The organism is Algirhabdus cladophorae, from assembly GCF_044772865.1.
Taxonomy (GTDB): domain Bacteria; phylum Pseudomonadota; class Alphaproteobacteria; order Rhodobacterales; family Rhodobacteraceae; genus Algirhabdus; species Algirhabdus cladophorae.
The window spans coordinates 2,789,587-2,807,745 of record NZ_CP173029.1 but is presented as its reverse complement, the minus strand read 5'-3'; the positions used below and the strand labels follow the sequence as shown (position 1 = coordinate 2,807,745).

The window sequence follows — 18,159 nt, the reverse complement described above, 5'->3', positions numbered from 1 at the left end:
CTGCACAAGCCATCGTCCGGCTTCTGCGCAAGCCCTGTCCCAAAAGCGGTCCAAATGGATCAATGATGGGACAGGATCATGACGACACTCAATCGATTTTTATGGGCAGGCATACCGGCCCCGTGGAGCACACTGGTCTTGGCCAGCGGAGCCTCCATGTGGAACTTTCTGCTGCTGCCGGATTTGGGGGGGCTTAGCCTTGCCCTTGCCTCTTTTGTGGCCTTTGGCATGGTGATTTGGGCCACGCGTAACAACATCAATCGCCGTCAGGTATTTGTGGCCTTTTGGATCTTCTTGGTGGGTGTTGTCCCGCTGTTGATCCAAGCAACGGTACTGGCATGGTGCATTTCGATTGCGGCACTCTGTGCTGTGATCTGGTATCTGACAGATCTCAAAGCATCGCTGATAAAACTTGCTTTGGCTGCGATCTATTTGTTGCCATGGGATGTGGCGAAGTCGTCCAAACATATGGTTCAAGTGGACGGCAGCGTTGCGCGATCTTTTTTGCAAAACTGGGGCGTGGCAGTTGTGGGGGCCCTAGGATTTGGCGGGTTGTTCTTAGTGGCCAATCCCGTGCTGGCCAATTGGGCCCAAGGGCTAAGCGGCATTGATATAGATGCTGGGCGGGTTTGGTTTTTTGCTTTCTCTGCTATGGTTTTGTGGCCTTTAACCCAACTTGGTCGGGCGCCCAAGGCAGGGTCAAACACCCAAGATAGAGACGTGGTTCTTCCCATTCCAATGCTTGCATTGCGCAACGCGCTGATTGTTTTCAACCTTCTGTTTCTGATGCAAACTCTGACCGATTTTGCGATCCTTTCAGGCGGTGCCAAGCTGCCTGAGGGGATGAGCATGGGCGAATACGTGCATCGCGGTGCCTATCCATTGCTGGTCACAGCCCTGCTGGCTGGTGGTTTTGCCGTGATCGTGCGGCAGGCGCCTAATCCCCCCGGAGCACTCAAACTGTTGTTGGTGCTCTGGATCGCGCAGACGATCCTTCTGGTGGCAGCCTCAGCCATGCGGCTGGAGGCCTATGTCTCTGCTTACGGATTGACCCATTTGCGGGTCTGGGCGGCGGCTTGGATGGCTGTTGTGGCCTTTGGTTTGGGGATTTTGATGGTCAACACGGCTCGCGAGTTGCCGTTGCAGCGTTTCCTGCAACAGGCCTGCATACTGGGGGCCGTGGCGCTTTATGGGATGAGCCTTGTGAACCTGCCTGCCACGATCGCGCGTCACAACGTGGGCATGCTGGAGGCCGGCGAGCGGTTTGACACCCGCTATACCTGCCGTCTAGGGCCGATGGCGGCCCATGTTCTGAGCAAGGTAGACCGTTGCTATCGCAGGAAGGGACCACGCATTCATGACTGGCGTCAATGGGACTTTCGCACCGCTTCAATTGCAAATAGCCTGACCCCAAAGATGGAGACTGCGCGATGAAACAGATATTGGTGGTAGATGATGATCCGCAGATCCGCACATTGCTGCAAATTGCGCTGGAAAAGGCCGACTACAGGGTGCAGATGGCCGCTGACGGTCAAGCAGCCCTTGATCAGGCCCGTCGGGATCCGCCGGATGTGATCATTCTCGACATTGGCTTGCCCGAAATGGACGGCTTGCAAGTCTGCCAAAAGCTGCGTCAAACCCAACAAACACCGATTATTTTCCTCACAGCCCGAGATGATGAAATTGACCGCATTCTGGGGTTCGAGATGGGGGGCGACGATTATGTGACCAAACCTTTTTCGCCACGCGAATTAGTAGCGCGGGTTGGTGCGGTTTTGCGGCGCAGTGGTGGGGTAGCCCAGCCTCACGTGTTGCGGCGCGGGGTTTTGGTGCTGCAACCGACGTTGCATAAATGCCAAGTGGCCAACAGAGACCTTGCTTTGACCAGTACCGAAATGGCGATCCTGTCCGAGTTGATGGGCCAACCGGACACGCCTATTGCGCGACCCCGTTTGACCGACCGGGTTTACGGCGTGAACATCCATGTGTCGGATCGCACGATGGACAGCCATCTGCGCAATCTGCGGGCCAAACTGGCGGCGGCGGGATGTGCTGATGCCATTGAAACAGTGCACGGTGTTGGGGTGCGGATGGGTTCATGCAGCGCCGCATAAATCAAAAATGGCGCCCGCCTTTGGCGCTGATCCTTGGTGGGGTTTTAGGCTTTGTTTTGCTGTTGCCTATGGCGGGCCTTGTGATGTTGCGTGACCTTAGCCCAATGATGGGCTGGCGCGAGGCGGCGGCTTTGTTGGGCTTTGGTATTGCGGCGATTGCAGGCCTGTTGGGATATCTGCTGTGGCGGCTGATCCTGGGGCCTGTAAATGCGCTGGTCACACGGGCCGAAGGGCTGGCTCAAGGCCATGTGGATGCCCAAGCGCCTTTGTCGCATTACGGCACGCCGGAAATGCAGCGGTTGGGTCAATCGGTGATGGATATGGCCGCGGCTTTGGACCATCGCCACAGCAACTTGCAACAATATTCCGCCCATGTCACCCACGAGATGAAATCCCCCCTGACCACGATCCAAGGCGCGGCCGAGATGCTGGATCAAAGCGAAGATCCTGCCGAGGTGGCGCAACTGGCCCAGCTGATTCGGCAATCCAGCGACCGGATGCAGCGACTGCTGGACGGGCTGCGCGCCCTTGCGGCCAGCCGCATCCCTTTGGACGGGCCTGATGCGCGCCTTTCTGAACTGGAGCTGGCGCATCTTGACGTGGTGCTGACGGGTGATGATCCATTGCCCATGTCCAAAGCCGCCCTTCAAATGGTGTGTGACCATCTGGCTCAAAACGCAGTGGATCATGGGGCCACGACCCTGACGTTGCGCTATGAGGCAGGGGTTCTACATGTCGCCGACAACGGGTCTGGCATCACCTTGGGCAACAGCAAGAAGATCTTTGAACCGTTTTTTACCACCAAACGCGAAAGTGGCGGGACGGGTATGGGGCTGGCCATTGTGGCGGCAGTCCTCGAGACCCACGGGGGGCAAATTACCTGGATCCCAAGCGATACAGGTGCGGCGTTTGAGATCAGCTTTTAGGCAGTTTCGGCGCAGTTCGGTCCAGTGCAAGCTGGGCGTCTGAAAACACCCAAGGGCCTTTGACGCCTGGCACGCCTTCAGGCGATATTTGCAAGCCACGCGCCTTGATCTGATCGCTATCAAAGGCCTCTTTCAATGTGTTGATCGGCCCACATGGCACTTTGGCCTCACGCAGGCCATCCAACAGGTTTTGCGCCGAAAAACTGGCTGTAAGCGGTTCTATCAGAGCGGTCAGAGCGTCGCGATGGGCCACGCGTTGGGCGTTGGTGGTATAGTCTGGATCGTCGCCCAAATGCGCGGCACCCAAAACGGTACAAAACCGTTGAAACTGGGCGTCATTGCCCACGGCCACGATGATATGACCGTCGGACACGGGCACGACTTGGTAAGGCACCAAATTTGGATGCGCATTCCCTTTGCGCAAGGGGGGCGTGCCTGTGGTCAGATAATTCATGTTCTGATTGGCCAACATGGCCGTGGCACAATCGAGTAGCGCCATATCGATGTGCTGGCCCAATCCTGTTGTATGACGCTGTTGCATGGCGGCAAGGATCCCGATGGTGGCATAGAGGCCGGACACCACATCTGTCACGGCAACGCCGACTTTTTGCGGCTGGCCTGACGCTTCGCCGGTGATCGACATAAGCCCTGACAGGCCTTGGATCATCAGATCGTAACCGGGTTCATGGGCCATGGGGCCGGTTTGACCAAAGCCGGTAATAGAGCAGTAAATCAGGCGTGGATTGCGGGCCTTTAAGGCGGCATAATCCAACCCGTATTTGACCAGCCCACCGACTTTGAAGTTTTCGATGAATACATCTGCATCGGCGATCAGGTCATGCACCTGTGCCTGGCCTTCGGGGGTGGAAAAATCTATGGTCACGCTGGTTTTCCCCCGGTTTGCCCCATAGAAATAGGCCGCCGTTGTATCGCCATCGCGTTCGATGAACGGGGGCCCCCAACGGCGGGTATCATCGCCTTGCGGGGCTTCGACCTTGATCACCTCAGCGCCCAGATCCGCAAGGGCCTGACCTGCCCAAGGGCCAGCCAAAATACGTGCCATTTCAACGACTTTGAGACCTTTGAGTGGGGTCATGCCCTGTCCTTTGTGCGGGTGTCTTTGTCGCCAAGGTCCCCAAGTATCCGGCAAAACACAAGGCATTTATTGTGGCAGGTACAATTGCCGTATCATCGTATCTTCCGCCCATAGGCCATGCCAAAGACCTTTCTTGCGTCATGGCCGCGGGGCAGGCTCATCCCAAAGCTTTGTGAGGTAACTCGGTCAATTTCCTGCGCTGTATTTTGCCCGACGGCCCTTTTGGCAAATCGTCCAGAATATGAATGACATCCGGGCTTTTGAAACGGCCAAGGCGGGTGTGGCACAGATCAATCAGGGCATGGGGTGTTACGCCCGAGCCACTGCGCAGTTTCACGGCGGCCTCGACGGTTTCGCCGTAGGTGGCACAGGGGCGGGCGAAGGCAGCGGCCTCGACGACATCGGCGTGGGAATAGAGCGCCTCGTCAATCTCACGCGGCGCGATGTTTTCGCCGCCTTTAATAATTAATTCCTTCAAACGGCCCGTCACATAAACATACCCATCGGCGTCCATGCGGCCCAAATCCCCTGTCAACAACCACCCGTCCCGCGTGAAGGTGTCAGCGGTTGCTTGCGGATTTTTGAGGTACTCGGCCATGACATTGGGGCCGTGCACTGCAATCTCGCCTTCGTTGCTGGGTCCCTTGGGGTGCATGATTTTGACCCTATTTCCAACAGCTTGCCCCGGAGAGCCGATTTTACGTTCCGCAGGTGGTAGCGGATTTGACAGGATCTGCGCGGCTGTTTCTGTCAGGCCCATGGTTTCAATGATCGGCACGCCAAAGCGTTCTTCAAAAGCCCGGTGCACATCCACTGGCAACGCCGACGACGCCGAGCGCCCGAACCGCAGTCGTCGCTTTGTTGTCGCATCAGGATCAGCCGCACCATGCAACAAATGGCTGATAATTGTCGGCACGACCGAAAACCACGTGGCCTCATGGGCCTGGGCAGTGTCCCAAAATCCGCTGGCGGAAAAGCGCGGCAACATGATCAGACTGCACCCCGCGATCAGGCTGCCCATAACTGTCACGCACAGGCCGTTGATATGATAAATCGGCAGCACGCAGAGGCCACGATCCTGCGGGGTCAGGCCGTGGGCCATGGCCGTGGTCCAGCCGCCTGCCAGCAGCGACGCATGAGTGTGCACAACGCCTTTGGGTTGGCCTGTCGTGCCAGACGTGTACATCAGCAAGGCATGGGTTTGCTCCGTGATCGGGTGCAGATCTGCCGTGCCTTTTTGGCAGGGATTGAGCGGTCGGATCCCGCGCGCAGGCATGGTGCGGGCCAGCAGTTCTTTCTGGTCATCGTGGACAAAGGCCAAGCGCGCATCGCTGTGATCCAAGGCATAGCTGATCGCCTCGTCACCTGCGACAAGGTTGATCATCGTGGCGCGAAATCCGCCGTAGAGCACACCAAAAAGCGCCAGTATCCCCTCAAAGCCGTTGGGCTGGATCAGGGCGATACTCTCGCCCGGGGCTGCCCCCTTTTCGGTAATGTTGCGGGCAATGCCGTCTGCCCAATCGCGCAACTGCGCCCATGTCAGTTGTTTGGTCTCGTTAGGAAATACAAAGGCGATACCGCCCTCGTTCGCGCGCTGATCCAGCCAATCACGCACCGTGCCTTGGGGGGGATGGGTCATTTTCCGACTGCTGCCCAATAGTCGGAGAAGATATCCTCGACTTTGGGTTCGTTGCTGGGGATTTCGCGGACGATTTTGGTGGTTTGCAGGAAGTGTTTCCAATGCAAATTGTCGTCGATGGAATTACCGCCCCACGCCCCACATCCCATGGACAAGGAAAACGGCATGCCATTGTTAAAGGCCCCGCCTGTGGCAAAGCAATGGGCCTGGTTTACAATGACCCGGCAAGTGGGGATTTTGGTGCCCAGTGTGATCGCGCGGTCGTGGTCGGTGGAATGCAGACCGATGGAATGACCGGCCCCCTGATGGTCCAAAATACGGGCAGCTATATCTGTGGCATCTGCGAAATCGCGGGCACGATACAGGGCCACAACCCGGCTGAGCTTTTCGCCGGACAGCGGGTGTTCCGGGCCAATGCCGGTTGTCTCAACCGCCAGAAATTTTGTGCCGAAAGGGACTTTTTCGGACATGCCAAGCGCGTCCAACATGGGGGCTGCGTCTTGGGCAATCACCGCACGGTTGAGGTGACCATCGGGCCAAAGGGCGGCCACAATCGCGGCCTCGTCATGGACCAACACGCCGCCTTGCGCCGCCATCGCTGTGATGAAATCGTCCCAGATCGCGTCCAAGATAATGAGCGCGTTTTCCGAGCTGCATGAGGTGGCGTTATCGAAGGTTTTTGAGGCTGTGATCTTTGCGGCAGCTTGGGTCAGATCAGCGGTCTCGTCGACAATCACCGTCACATTGCCCGCGCCCACAGCCAGCGCTGGCGTTCCAGAGGTATAGGCGCGTTTGACGTTGTTCTGGCTGCCTGTGACAACGATCGTATCGCTAATCTCAAGCAGGCGTTGGGTTTTTTCCTTGGATCCCGGCGCGGGGACCATTTGCACCAAATCGGGATCTTCGCCGATCTTGGCAAATTCTGCATGGATATAGCTTAGCAACACTTCGCAGGTGGGCACGCCTTTGGGAGACGGAGACATCACGATGGCGTTGCCACATTTCAATGCGTTGATGATGTTGTTGGCAGGTGTTGCTGCAGGGTTCGTTGATGGCACAACCGCGCCGATGACGCCAATAGGACGGGCAATTTCAGTGATGCCTGTGGCAGGATCATCCGATATCACGCCATGGGTTTTGACCCCTGCGATATCACGCATCAGACCCAGTGTTTTGCGGTGATTTTTGGTGATTTTATCGGCAACATTACCAAGGCCAGTGGTCTGTACAGCCAGTTCCGCTAAATGCTGGTTGCGGCTGGGTTCCATGATCGCCCAAGCCGCGGCTTGCGCCGCACGGTCGTATCTGGCCTGACTGCCTGCGACCTCATACTTGGCCTGAGCCGCACGCGCGCTGGCGACAATTGCCTCAACTTGGGCCAGATGATCCTGTGCGTTCATGGGGTGCGTTCCTATGGTTGGAGATGCGGCACATTACGCGCCGCATCTGATCTTTTGAACCGGCTTTAAAGGCCTGCCAGCAATTCTTTCAGCGTGGTTTCACGGGCTGCCCACATGGCTTTGACCTCGTCACGGGTCATGATGTGCATCGGCGATCCGCCTGCCTTCATCTTGCCTGCTACGCGGCTGTTGGCGAACATTTCGGGCACAGTTGCGGCCAGTTTTTCGATCACATCCTCGGGCGTGCCTTTGGGTACCATGATGCCACGGAAGTTCACCGATGCGTTGTCCACGTCATAGCCGCTTTCCATCAAAGTTGGCACGTCTGGCATGAAATCATTGCGTTCCAGATCAAACACGCCCAAAATTTTGACGTTGCCTGCCTCGCGTGCGCGGAACGCGTCAGAAAGGTTATTTACACCGCCCATAACATCGCCTGCGATTACCGCTTTCATCGCCGCAGCACCGCCGCCTTTGGTTGGGATATAGGCCATTTTCACGCCAGCGGCTTTCTCGAGTTGCAGCGCTGCGATGTGGTGACCCACAAACAGACCTGCGCCCGAGAATGTCAGCTTGCCGGGATTGGCTTTGGCGAAGTTGACCACGTCATCCATGGAGTTCATTTCGCTGTCAGCCGCCACAACGAAGACGGCAGGATCAGCGCCCCAGTTGGCGATGGGCTCGAAACTGTTGGCGGAATATTCCACGCCGCCTTTGATGCCCTGCGCGATAAAGTGCGGCACATTGTACGCGGACAGGGTGTAGCCGTCATTGTCGGCCTGCGTGGCAAACCAGTTCCAGCCAACGCGGCCACCAGCACCGGGTTTGTTGATGATTGCGATAGGCATGCCAAGCGCGTCTTCGTTGCCAGCCGTCATAGTCACGATGCGGGCTTGGAAATCGGTGGCCCCGCCAGCGCCATAGCTGACCATCATCATGATCGGGCGTTCGGGATAGTCTTGGGCCACAGCCGACCCTGCAATCATGGACAGCGCGATGGCGGCCCCTGCGAGTAGTTTCTTCATAGTTTGATCCTCCCTAGGATGGTTGAACTCTGCCGCTGTTGCGGTTCAGAAAAATATCTCTCGCGGTGTGTAGACTTTGAGAAGTTTTGCGAAGAGACCGTACATAACGGCCATAAAGCAGGCCGTGATGATGATGCGCTTGATCCATGTTTTTGGCGATCCATGCGAGGCAGGATCATACAAGGACAGCAGAATGAAAAAGGCGATCGTGGTGGCGGTGTAAAACCCCAGTCCCTTGGCCGCCCAAAAGATATAGACACCGGCCACGATCAGACCCGGAATGAGGTTGCGGATCATGCCCCACGTCACACCTTCGCCGACTTTTGACCAGCCCAGACAGGCTTTGACAAAGGTCCATCCGGCCAGCACCACAAATATCGTAGCAATCAGGCGGGGGAACAGGAATGCCTCGGCGGGTTGTTGGGTGTAGCTGACAAAAGCCACCCATGCACCCACGGCGAAAACGATGCCCGAGGGGATGATATGTTGCGTGCGGGTCATAGGTTCATCACCTCTTCTTTGGTAATGTAGCGCCGCGTGCGCAGTTCCATATAGGCTGAATAGCCGATGCTAAGAATGACAATTGCGATCAGCACAAAGTTCAAAGTGCCTGCAAAGAAATACTGTCCCAGCCCGTCTGTTGCATTGGCGATCATGCTGCCTTGGATGAAGTTCGCCTCGGCGATTGGTCCAAGGATCAGGCCCAAGACCAAAGGTGCTGCGGAAAACCCGTAGCGTTCGAGGAAATACATCATGATGCCCAGTGCGGCCATGACATAAACATCGCCCATACTGGATTGCACTGAATAGCTGCCAAAGACCGCGAGACCCAGAACCACAGCTGCCATGACAGATTGCGGCACCTTGGCCACGCGTGCCGCAAGCCCTGCCACATAAAGCCCAAAGAGGCACATCAAAACTTGGCCTATCAGCATCGAGTTGATGAAGGTCCACGCCACGTCGGGGTGATTGTCAAACAGGTCTGAACCGGGAAAAATCCCATGGATCAAAAGGCCGCCCAACAACACAGCCGCAGTGGGCGATCCGGGGATCGACAGCGTCAGCAGCGGCACCAGTGATGGGCCGACCATCGCGTTGTTAGCGCTTTCTGCGGCGATCACGCCTTCGGAATGGCCTGTCCCGAACTTGTCGGATTCAGGGCTGAACTTTTTGGACTGGTCATAGGCCACAAGACCCGCGATTTGGCCCCCCACACCGGGAATGAGGCCCACGATGGATCCTGTGATGGTGCCGATGGTCAATGCACGCGTGCGTTTGAACAACTCGCGGAAGGCGTCCACGATGGAATGCTTTTCCACCTCGATCACTTCGGCGCTGTTGTCCGTGCGACCTTTGGCAAACATGGTCAGCACCTGCGGGATCGCAAAAAGCCCGATCAATGCAGCGATGATGTTGATGCCGCCGCCGAGGGCCGGATGGAAGATGAAGCGCTGGGCGCCCATGATATCGTCAAAGCCAATGGTGGCCAGCCAAAGCCCGATGCAGCCCGACAGCAGGCCTTTGACCACGGATCTGCTATCCAGCGATCCGATGACGGTCACGCCCAAAATCGCGAGCCAAAAGAGGTGGCTCGGTCCAAAGGCCAGCGCCCATTGAGCCAGCACAGGTGTTAGGAATATCAACAAAAGGACACCGAAAATGCCGCCCACGGCTGAGGCGAGGAAACTGAGTTGCAGCGCTTTGGCCCCTTGTCCCTTTCGCGCCATCGTGTGCCCGTCCAACGTCGTGGCGATGTTGGCAGGCGCACCGGGTATCTTGAGCAAGATCGCTGAAACTGCCCCGCCGGCTACGGTCGATGTATAAGCGGCCCCCAGCAAAATCAGTCCTTGGGTCGCTTCTAGATGGAAGGTGAAGGGGATCAACAAAGCTACGGCCATGGTCGGTGACAGGCCCGGGGTTGCCCCCAAGATCAGCCCACCGATGGTGCCGACCAAAAGCAGGGCAAATGACACCGGTTCGAACACATTGCCGAAGTAATAAATAAACTCCATTCAGGGCCTCCCAACCCAAAGTGAGGAGTAGAAAGGTAGGGAATGAAAATAGTTTTGCAAATGTTTTCATTTTGGGTACGTTTTAGCGATGAAAACATCTAAAAATCAAAGTGATAAAGTTGATATTATAGCTGTCGCTAAGGCAGCAGCTGTGTCCCCTTCGACGGTGTCACGGACCTTCAATCACCCTGATTTGGTTAAGCCATCGACTCGCAAAAAGATCGAAGGCGCCGTCAAGAAGCTGGGATATATTCGCAATCGCGCAGCCCAAGCCATGCATGGAAAACGATCTGGCACCATAGGTTTGATCGTACCTACGGTGAACAACACGATCTTTGCCGAGCTGATCCAATCCTTCTCGGATGCCGTGGATGCGGCGGGATTTACACTGCTGATGGCAAGCCACGGCTATGATTTGGATCGTGAATATGCGGTTTTGCGCAAATTCTTAGAGCACCGCGTGGATGGGGTCGCGCTGATTGGGTTGACCCATGCGGATGAAACCCTTGGCCTTGTGACCCAGCAACAGGTGCCGATGTTGACCCTTTGGAATTATGGCGCAGAGACGGATGTCTCCTGCATTGGGGCCAGCAATCATGACGCCGGAGCTATGGCCGCCCAGCATTTGTTGGCCCAAGGGCACCGCAAAATAGGCTTGGTGTTCCCGCCTTTGCACGGCAATGACAGGGCAGGGGACCGGCAAGCGGGCGCCCTACAGGCTTTGACGCAGGCCGGATGTGCCCCCCGCGAGGATTGGGTGTTTCAAGCGCCCTATTCTCTGGCCCATGCCAAACGCGTGTGCATTGATGTTTTGGCACAAACGGACCGGCCCACAGCGCTGTTGTGCAGCAATGATGTGATTGCGCAGGGGGCCATTTATGCAGCGCATGTGGCAGGACTAAATGTGCCACAGGATTTGTCGGTGATCGGCATAGGCGACTTTCGTGGATCGGCTGAAATGGAACCGGCCCTGACCACGATACGGCTGCCTGCGGATGAGATCGGCACCCGCGCAGGGCATCATTTGGCGGCGCTGATATCTGGTGATCTGGACGGCCCAATCCGGGATAAATGCGATGTGGCGTTGATGTTGCGCGCCACAACGCATCCGGTTTAGCTGGTCGTCTTAAGCGGCTTTTCCGGCAAAACCTGCTGGGCAATACCCGCAAACAGCAGGTAAATACTGCTGACGATCAGACCCCAGTGTGCCCAGCTTTGAGGGTCGAAATCCACCCATGCGGCCCACCCAGCAAAGAACACCCACGCCAGCGCCATAGGCAATGTGACAACCCGCCAGCGTTTTGTTCGGACCGGATGCACGAACTTAAGTGGCAAGAACATCCCCACAGCCAAAACCGTCACAAGCGCCAAAATCACCCAGAAATTCGGTTCCAGTGCAAAGACGACAACTGCAACCATATTCCAACAGCCCGGAAAGCCAGAGAATGAATTGTCTTTTGTTTTCATGCGTGTATCGCAGAAATACATAGCCGAGGCAAAGGTGATCACAATGATGACAAACCACCCCGTCCACCCCTCAAACAGCCCGGATTTGAACAAGGCAAAAGCAGGAATAAAGACGTAGGTGAGGTAGTCGATGATCAAGTCCAACAGTACCCCGTCAAACTGGGGGGCGTATTGTTTTACGTCGTATTTGCGCGCTAAGGGACCATCGACACCGTCGACAGCAAAGGCCACCACAAGCCAGACAAACATCAGCGACCATTTGCCATCTACTGCAGCCAGCATGGCCAACATGGCAAACACGGCACCGGTTGCAGTGAACAGGTGAACAAGGAGGGCACGGGTCTGGGGCGTCATGGTTCTCTCATGTCCTAATTTTTAGGCACAAGCAACGGCCATCGTAAATTTAGGCCTTGGGATGGGCCTTGGCGTAGACCTCCATCAGGTGGGCGGTGTCGACGGCTGTGTAAGCTTGGGTTGTGGACAATGAGGCATGCCCCAACAGTTCTTGGATCGCGCGCAAATCCCCACCTGCGTTCAGCAAATGTGTCGCAAAGGAATGGCGCATTGCATGTGGTGTGGCGCTGGCAGGCAAGCCCAGTTGCATGCGCACATCGGCCATGGCTTTTTGAATGGTGCGGGGCGTCAGCGGCCCGCCGCGCACACCGCGAAAAATCGCAGCCTCTGGCGTCAGAATGCCCGGATAAAGGTCTAGGTAGTGCGCCACTGCAGCCCGCGCAGCAGGCAATACGGGCACGATGCGTTCTTTGCCACCTTTGCCGGTGATACGGATCACATCGCCCAAGGGCGTGTCTGCCAAAGTCAGGGCCAAGGCCTCGGAAATACGCAGACCGCAGCCATAAAGCAGGGTCAAAACGGCGCTGTCGCGGGCCAATACCCAGTCTTCCTTTGGCTGGGCCTCCATCATGTCAATGACTTGACTGGCCGCGTCCGGTGCGAGGGGACGCGGCAGCTTTTTGTGAAACTTGGGGGCCCGCGTGGACAGCACGGCGGTGGGTTCAAAGCCCTCACGTTCGGCCAGCCAGCGGTAAAAGGATTTTACGGCAGACAGCGACCGTGCCAAGGACCGTGCGCCCACACCGCGTCCGCGCTCATGGGCCATCCAACTGCGCATATCAGGCAAGGTAACTTTTGCCAGTGTACCCAAACCCTGCGCCTCGCCTTTGTGACCGGTGATAAAGGCCAAAAAGCCCAGCACATCGGTCTGATAGGCGGTGATAGTGTTGGCCGAAGCCCCATTGATGGCGCGTTGTTGATCAAGCCATGTCCGCAACGCATCAGTCGCTGCGGGAGAGGCCATCGTCATGACAGCCAGCGGCGCATTGCCCGTTCAAAGACACCTGCAAAAAACGCCAGCAAATCAGTGCCTTGATCCGGTTTGAATTGATGCGGATCTTCGCAACCCATGACCAGCATGCCCGGTAAACGGCCTTCGCCAAGGTCCAGTTTCAAGCACGCCTCAGAGCGGATCCATTCCGCCACTTCGCCGTAAATTGCGTCATCACTGGTTTTCATCTGGCGCAAAGTTACCGGACGTACAGTGCCGCCGCGACCATTGGTCAGATAGGTGTCGATGTAACCGGGTGCCGCAACGGTCAGGACATTGCCCATGCGTTTGACGTTGGGATCCTCTTCGTCTTGCACCGTTTCCAATACCAACTTCACGCAATCGACACGCAAAATGTCGGCCACTTCGCCGCTAAGGTCCTTTAGAAAGCCTTCGAATTCCATTGGGTCCATCATCCGCAGAATAGCGCGATGAATTTGGTTTGTGCCCGCAAGATTTTCGTAGGCGGCGGCAATCACAGAACGATGGGTGTCTTCCAAACGGTCCAGCCGTTTTTCCAACCGTTCCATGGCGATGCCACGCAGATCGATGATGTTCCCTGCTTGGCCTTGTTCATTGGCCGCAACGAGGGCGCTCATCAATTCGGGGTCTTCTAGAATTACTTCTGGGTGCGAGATAATCTTATCGCGCAGCCCATCGCGAATTTGGGGCTTGGTGCTCATGCCTGTCTCAATCGATTTGTTATCGTTTTTTCGACTTATAGCAGCAAAATTAAAATTTTGAATCCTGTTGTTCAGAAAATTTGGGTCAGACCTGCCCAGAGCGACAAAAAAGCCGCGGTGACGGGCAGGTCAACGCGGCTTGGTTTTGCAATTCAGATCGGATCAGAGGATTTTGATTCCGGCCTTTTTGATATCGGCTAAAAACGCGTTCAGCCCGTTGTCGGTCAACGGGTGATCGGCCAGTTTGCGTATCACACCGGGAGGCGCTGTAATCACATCGGCGCCAATGCGCGCGCTTTCTGTGATGTGGTTCACGGTGCGGATCGAGGCGACCAGGATTTCTGTGTCAAAGCCGTAGTTATCGTAGATCACGCGGATATCTTGGATCAGGTCCATGCCGTCGATGTTCACATCATCTAACCGCCCCACGAAAGGCGAGATAAACGTCGCCCCGGCTTTGGCGGCGATCAACGCTTGGTTTGCCGAGAAACACAGCGTCACGTTGACCATATTACCTTCGTCGGAAAGGACTTTACACGCTTTCAGCCCGTCCCAAGTGAGCGGTACTTTTACGGCGATGTTGTCGGCAATCTTGGCCAGCTTGCGGCCCTCGGCGATCATGTCGTCTGCGTCTGTTGCCACAACTTCGGCAGAGACGGGGCCAGACACAATCTCACAAATCTCTTTGGTGACTTCGAGGATATCGCGGCCCGATTTCATGATCAAAGAGGGGTTCGTCGTCACGCCGTCCACCATGCCAAGGTCATTGAGAGCTTTGATGTCGTCGATTTCAGCGGTGTCTACAAAAAATTTCATGGGTTTTGTCCTTGGTCGGGGGTTGGCCTTTTGGTTGTGGGTGTCATACCTGAAGGGGCGGGGCGTCAAAAGCCCCAATATGATTGCGCTAACATTTTCTTGGGTAGGAGAAGCTTTTTCGTGGAGCAGCATTTCGATCAGGGGCAGTTGGTGGGCGTTTTGACGACCCAGCCTTTGGACCGTGTGCTGGATTACAAAGCGCCCGAGGGTGGCTGTCATATTGGGGCCTTTGTGGAAGTGCCCTTGGGGCCGCGTAAAGTGGTGGGTGTTGTCTGGGGGCCGGGCAAGGGCGACTACGACATTGCCAAAATTCGCAGTGTCATCCGTGTGTTGGATGTCCCGCCAATGCGTGAGGAAATGCAACTGTTCCTGTCCCGTGCGGCGGATTACACCCTGACGCCGATGTCGGCGATGCTACGGTTGGCCACGCGCGCACCGGGCTTGGGCGAGCCACCGTCGATGCGCAAAATCTACCGTTTGGGCGAGGCCGAGGTGACGCGGATGACCGATACCCGCGCCCGCGTCCTGGAGGTGTTGCGCGACTATGGTGGCTTGGCTTTTACCCTGCGCGAATTGGCGGAAATGGCGGATGTGACGACATCTGTGGTCAAAGGCTTGGCCAAAATGGGGGCTTTGCGCGAGGAAGATGCACCGCGCGATACGGCGTATCCGCTGCTGGACCCGTCCTTGCCGAGTAAGGCGTTGACAGAGGATCAATTGGCAGGTGCGTCCCAATTGATCGAAGGGATCCAGTCGGAGGCCTATTCCACAACGCTGCTGCGCGGCGTCACCGGATCAGGCAAAACCGAAGTTTACATCGAAGCGGTCGCGGCGTGCCTGAGGCAAGGACGCCAAGCCTTGGTTCTGCTGCCCGAGATCGCCCTAACCTCTGAATTCCTGACCCGCGTCGAGGCGCGGTTTGGGGCCAAGCCCGCCGAATGGCATTCCGGTGTGACCATGACCGAACGCCGCCGTTGCTGGCGCATGGTCGCCCAAGGGGACGCACAATTGGTGGTCGGTGCGCGGTCTGCGTTGTTTTTGCCCTACCGCAATTTGGGGCTGATCGTTGTCGATGAAGAACACGACACCAGCTACAAACAAGAGGACGGCGTGCTGTATAATGCACGCGACATGGCCGTGCTGCGGGCCTCGATCCTTGGGGCCTGCGTGATCTTGGCCAGTGCCACCCCTTCGCTCGAGACTTGGGCGAACGCTGAGGCTGGCAAATACAAGCGTATCGATTTGACCTCGCGGTTTGGGGCGGCGGTGATGCCCACTTTGACGGCGGTTGACATGCGGTCCGAGGATTTGCCCAGCACGCGCTGGATCTCGCCGAGCTTGCAACAGGCGGTTGAGGCGCGATTGGCCAAGGGTGAACAATCATTGCTGTTTATCAACCGCCGTGGCTATGCTCCGATCACCCTGTGTCGTGCTTGTGGCCATCAGATCGGTTGCGATGATTGCGATGCGCGCATGGTGGAGCATCGGTTTTTGAAACGTTTGGTCTGTCATCAGTGTGGTGAGACGAAACCAATGCCCTCGGTCTGCCCTGCTTGTGAGGCCGAGGACAAGCTGGCCCCTGTGGGGCCCGGGGTCGAACGATTGTCGGAGGAGGCCACAGCCCTGTTTCCCGAGGTCCGTGTAGCGACCCTGTCGTCGGATTTGTTCGGCTCGGCGCGCGCTTTGAAGGCGCAGATCGAGGCGATTGGGCAAGGCGAGGCGGATGTGATCATCGGCACGCAATTGGTCGCCAAGGGGCACAATTTTCCCAAGCTCACCTTGGTGGGGGTGATCGACGCGGATTTGGGATTGCAAGGCTCGGACCTGCGGGCTGCAGAACGCACCTATCAATTGATGCAACAGGTCGCAGGCCGGGCAGGGCGGGCCGATACAGCAGGCCAAGCCATGTTACAAACTTATCAGCCGGAACACCCTGTCATTCGCGCGATTATGGGCGGCGATGACGAAGGCTTCTGGCGGGCCGAGGCCGCGGAACGCCAAGCGGCAGGCGTGCCCCCCTATGGCCGGATGGCAGGGATCGTGCTGAGCAGTCCGAATGTACAAGAAGTGTTTGATCTGGGCGGTGATATGGCGCGTCGCGATGGGCCATTGCGGGCTGTAGGGGCCCAAGTTTACGGTCCCGCTCCTGCGCCCATCGCCCGCATCCGTGGGCGCCACCGCGTGCGCCTGTTGGTCAAAGCCGAGAAAACCGTGCCGATCCAAGCGGCCTTGGCCAAATGGGTCGCCCAGTTCCGCCTGCCTAACACTCTGCGCCTGTCCATCGATATCGATCCGCAGAGTTTTTACTGAGCGGATCGCCTGAGTGGGCGTATCTGTCCTCTCGCCAAAGCCAAGAAACAGGCGTAAGTCGATAGGATGACCACCGAAGTCTCCCTAGCTGAGGCCAAAAGCCTGCCTATCTGGCGCCAGCCCATTGCGTTGTTGGTGTTGATGGCGATTGCGATGCCGCTGGCCTTTTCGACGTGGAACGCGGCGCTGAACAATTTTGTCAAAGACGTTGCAGGCTTTGATGGGGCGGACCTAGGGCTATTGCATTCGATCCGCGAGATTCCGGGCTTTTTCGCAGTGGGCGTTATCGCGGTTTTGTTGTTCATGCGCGAGCAGGTGCTGGGCTTGGTCTCGCTTGTGATGTTGGGGGCGGCCACGGCGATTTATGCGTGGTTCCCGCAAATGGGCGGCATTTTGACCGTCACCATGATCAGCTCCATCGGGTTCCACTACTACGAGACGGTCAATCAGTCCTTGCAATTGCAATGGATCAAAACGGAGGATGCCCCACGCATGCTGGGCATTCTGATCGGGGTGGGATCAGCGGCAACCTTGGTGGCCTACGCGTTGATCGTCTTTACCTGGAAGACCTTCGATCTGTCTTACAACTTTGTCTTTATGGCCGGTGGTGGGGCCTGTGCGGCCATTGCGATCTATTGCATGTTTGCCTTCCCGCAATTTGCCAGCCCCACTCCGCAACGCAAAGAGTTTGTTCTACGCCGCCGCTATTGGCTGTATTACGCGCTGCAATTTATGTCCGGTGCGCGGCGTCAGATTTTTATGGTGTTCGCGGGCTATATGATGGTGGAAAAGTTTGGCTTTGAACTGCACCAGATCACGATGCTGTATCTGGTCAATCATGTCATCAACATGGGGGCGGCCCCTTTGATGGGACGGGCGATAGGGTTCTTTGGCGAACGTGCGGCGCTGATCTTTGAGTACATCGGCCTTAGCCTTGTTTTCGCTCTTTATGCGTGCGTCTACATTTTTGATCTTAGCGCAGCGGTGGCCTGTGGACTTTATATTGTGAACCATATGTTCTTTAGCCTTGCCCTCGCGATCAAGACCTACTTCCAGAAGATTGCTGACCCTGCAGATATCGCCCCCACGGCCGCTGTGGCCTTTACCATTAACCATATCGCGGCGGTGTTTTTACCCTTTGGACTGGGCCTGATCTGGATCACCTCGCCGGAGCTGGTGTTTTGGTGCGCCACTGGCATGGCTTTGATTTCGCTGCTGTTGTCGCTGTTGATCCCGCGCAACCCCCATGATGGACACGAGACTGTGTTGCGCGCGGCAGTGGCAGCGCCGGCCGAGTGACCCTATGTTACTGTCAACACACAAGAA

The 18,159-nt window shown here is 56.8% G+C and carries 16 protein-coding genes; 6 read left to right on the top strand and 10 right to left on the bottom strand.

Features of this window, described 5'->3' with window-relative positions:
- Nucleotides 1-78 precede the first annotated feature (78 nt).
- Genes ACIRQ6_RS13550 through ACIRQ6_RS13540 form a run of 3 tightly spaced genes read left to right on the top strand, consistent with a single transcriptional unit; the run spans nt 79 to nt 3,040 of the window.
- Nucleotides 79-1,434: a DUF4173 domain-containing protein gene (locus ACIRQ6_RS13550; RefSeq protein WP_420861137.1), complete on the top strand. Its 1,356-nt coding sequence runs from the start codon at nt 79-81 to the stop codon at nt 1,432-1,434.
- On the top strand, nt 1,431-2,114 hold the full coding sequence (locus ACIRQ6_RS13545) for a response regulator transcription factor (RefSeq protein WP_420861136.1): 684 nt from the start codon (nt 1,431-1,433) through the stop codon (nt 2,112-2,114). The genes ACIRQ6_RS13550 and ACIRQ6_RS13545 overlap by 4 nt, the downstream gene beginning before the upstream one ends.
- Nucleotides 2,099-3,040, top strand: a complete 942-nt coding sequence (locus ACIRQ6_RS13540; RefSeq protein WP_420861135.1) for a sensor histidine kinase — start codon at nt 2,099-2,101, stop codon at nt 3,038-3,040. Before ACIRQ6_RS13545 ends, ACIRQ6_RS13540 begins: the two co-directional genes overlap by 16 nt.
- On the opposite strand, the gene ACIRQ6_RS13535 is transcribed toward ACIRQ6_RS13540, so the two are convergent.
- The 6 genes from ACIRQ6_RS13535 to ACIRQ6_RS13510 form a co-directional block, all read right to left on the bottom strand.
- The gene (locus tag ACIRQ6_RS13535) at nt 3,030-4,136 is read right to left on the bottom strand and encodes a CaiB/BaiF CoA transferase family protein (RefSeq protein WP_420861134.1); all 1,107 of its coding nucleotides are present in this window, start codon (nt 4,134-4,136) and stop codon (nt 3,030-3,032) included. The genes ACIRQ6_RS13540 and ACIRQ6_RS13535 overlap by 11 nt on opposite strands.
- 157 nt (nt 4,137-4,293) lie before the next feature.
- Entirely contained in the window at nt 4,294-5,775 is a 1,482-nt protein-coding gene (locus tag ACIRQ6_RS13530; protein ID WP_420861133.1) for an AMP-binding protein, read from the bottom strand.
- Nucleotides 5,772-7,175 (bottom strand): acylating sulfoacetaldehyde dehydrogenase, encoded by a 1,404-nt coding sequence (gene sauS, locus ACIRQ6_RS13525; RefSeq protein WP_420861132.1) that lies wholly within the window; start codon nt 7,173-7,175, stop codon nt 5,772-5,774. Before sauS ends, ACIRQ6_RS13530 begins: the two co-directional genes overlap by 4 nt.
- 65 nt (nt 7,176-7,240) lie before the next feature.
- Nucleotides 7,241-8,200, bottom strand: a complete 960-nt coding sequence (locus ACIRQ6_RS13520; protein ID WP_420861131.1) for a Bug family tripartite tricarboxylate transporter substrate binding protein — start codon at nt 8,198-8,200, stop codon at nt 7,241-7,243.
- Between the two features lie 45 nt (nt 8,201-8,245).
- The gene (locus ACIRQ6_RS13515) at nt 8,246-8,701 is read right to left on the bottom strand and encodes a tripartite tricarboxylate transporter TctB family protein (RefSeq protein WP_420861130.1); all 456 of its coding nucleotides are present in this window, start codon (nt 8,699-8,701) and stop codon (nt 8,246-8,248) included.
- Complete coding sequence (locus ACIRQ6_RS13510; protein ID WP_420861129.1) at nt 8,698-10,212, bottom strand: tripartite tricarboxylate transporter permease; 1,515 nt, start codon at nt 10,210-10,212, stop codon at nt 8,698-8,700. Before ACIRQ6_RS13510 ends, ACIRQ6_RS13515 begins: the two co-directional genes overlap by 4 nt.
- Before the next feature lie 88 nt (nt 10,213-10,300).
- Between ACIRQ6_RS13510 and ACIRQ6_RS13505 the strand changes: the two genes are divergently transcribed.
- The gene (locus ACIRQ6_RS13505) at nt 10,301-11,329 is read left to right on the top strand and encodes a substrate-binding domain-containing protein (RefSeq protein ID WP_420861128.1); all 1,029 of its coding nucleotides are present in this window, start codon (nt 10,301-10,303) and stop codon (nt 11,327-11,329) included.
- Here ACIRQ6_RS13505 and ACIRQ6_RS13500 read toward each other — a convergent pair.
- From ACIRQ6_RS13500 to fsa, 4 genes are all read right to left on the bottom strand, one after another.
- The gene (locus ACIRQ6_RS13500; RefSeq protein ID WP_420861127.1) at nt 11,326-12,033 is read right to left on the bottom strand and encodes a CDP-alcohol phosphatidyltransferase family protein; all 708 of its coding nucleotides are present in this window, start codon (nt 12,031-12,033) and stop codon (nt 11,326-11,328) included. The two genes, ACIRQ6_RS13505 and ACIRQ6_RS13500, sit on opposite strands and share 4 nt — an antisense overlap.
- A gap of 49 nt (nt 12,034-12,082) precedes the next feature.
- Nucleotides 12,083-13,003, bottom strand: a complete 921-nt coding sequence (locus ACIRQ6_RS13495; RefSeq protein WP_420861126.1) for a tyrosine recombinase XerC — start codon at nt 13,001-13,003, stop codon at nt 12,083-12,085.
- A complete protein-coding gene (locus tag ACIRQ6_RS13490) occupies nt 13,000-13,707 on the bottom strand; it encodes a DUF484 family protein (protein ID WP_420861125.1) in 708 nt (235 codons plus the stop codon). The genes ACIRQ6_RS13495 and ACIRQ6_RS13490 overlap by 4 nt, the downstream gene beginning before the upstream one ends.
- Before the next feature lie 162 nt (nt 13,708-13,869).
- Nucleotides 13,870-14,523 carry a fructose-6-phosphate aldolase gene (gene fsa / locus ACIRQ6_RS13485; protein WP_420861124.1) on the bottom strand — a complete coding sequence of 218 codons (654 nt, stop codon included), beginning with the start codon at nt 14,521-14,523 and terminating at the stop codon, nt 13,870-13,872.
- 120 nt (nt 14,524-14,643) lie between these two features.
- Here fsa and ACIRQ6_RS13480 point away from each other — a divergent pair, with 120 nt between their 5' ends.
- Together ACIRQ6_RS13480 and ACIRQ6_RS13475 are read left to right on the top strand one after the other, a co-directional pair.
- Nucleotides 14,644-16,833, top strand: coding sequence for a primosomal protein N' (locus ACIRQ6_RS13480; protein ID WP_420861123.1), 2,190 nt, complete (start codon nt 14,644-14,646; stop codon nt 16,831-16,833).
- Nucleotides 16,834-16,899: 66 nt separating this feature from the next.
- The gene (locus ACIRQ6_RS13475; protein WP_420861122.1) at nt 16,900-18,132 is read left to right on the top strand and encodes an MFS transporter; all 1,233 of its coding nucleotides are present in this window, start codon (nt 16,900-16,902) and stop codon (nt 18,130-18,132) included.
- Nucleotides 18,133-18,159: the final 27 nt, after the last annotated feature.

Coding starts and splice junctions, on each gene's coding strand:
- ACIRQ6_RS13550 (WP_420861137.1), top strand. CDS start 79: ATGACGACACTCAATCGATTTTTATGGGCAGGCATACCGGCCCCGTGG.
- ACIRQ6_RS13545 (WP_420861136.1), top strand. CDS start 1,431: ATGAAACAGATATTGGTGGTAGATGATGATCCGCAGATCCGCACATTG.
- ACIRQ6_RS13540 (WP_420861135.1), top strand. CDS start 2,099: ATGCAGCGCCGCATAAATCAAAAATGGCGCCCGCCTTTGGCGCTGATC.
- ACIRQ6_RS13535 (WP_420861134.1), bottom strand. CDS start 4,136: ATGACCCCACTCAAAGGTCTCAAAGTCGTTGAAATGGCACGTATTTTG.
- ACIRQ6_RS13530 (WP_420861133.1), bottom strand. CDS start 5,775: ATGACCCATCCCCCCCAAGGCACGGTGCGTGATTGGCTGGATCAGCGC.
- sauS (WP_420861132.1), bottom strand. CDS start 7,175: ATGAACGCACAGGATCATCTGGCCCAAGTTGAGGCAATTGTCGCCAGC.
- ACIRQ6_RS13520 (WP_420861131.1), bottom strand. CDS start 8,200: ATGAAGAAACTACTCGCAGGGGCCGCCATCGCGCTGTCCATGATTGCA.
- ACIRQ6_RS13515 (WP_420861130.1), bottom strand. CDS start 8,701: ATGACCCGCACGCAACATATCATCCCCTCGGGCATCGTTTTCGCCGTG.
- ACIRQ6_RS13510 (WP_420861129.1), bottom strand. CDS start 10,212: ATGGAGTTTATTTATTACTTCGGCAATGTGTTCGAACCGGTGTCATTT.
- ACIRQ6_RS13505 (WP_420861128.1), top strand. CDS start 10,301: ATGAAAACATCTAAAAATCAAAGTGATAAAGTTGATATTATAGCTGTC.
- ACIRQ6_RS13500 (WP_420861127.1), bottom strand. CDS start 12,033: ATGACGCCCCAGACCCGTGCCCTCCTTGTTCACCTGTTCACTGCAACC.
- ACIRQ6_RS13495 (WP_420861126.1), bottom strand. CDS start 13,003: ATGACGATGGCCTCTCCCGCAGCGACTGATGCGTTGCGGACATGGCTT.
- ACIRQ6_RS13490 (WP_420861125.1), bottom strand. CDS start 13,707: ATGAGCACCAAGCCCCAAATTCGCGATGGGCTGCGCGATAAGATTATC.
- fsa (WP_420861124.1), bottom strand. CDS start 14,523: ATGAAATTTTTTGTAGACACCGCTGAAATCGACGACATCAAAGCTCTC.
- ACIRQ6_RS13475 (WP_420861122.1), top strand. CDS start 16,900: ATGACCACCGAAGTCTCCCTAGCTGAGGCCAAAAGCCTGCCTATCTGG.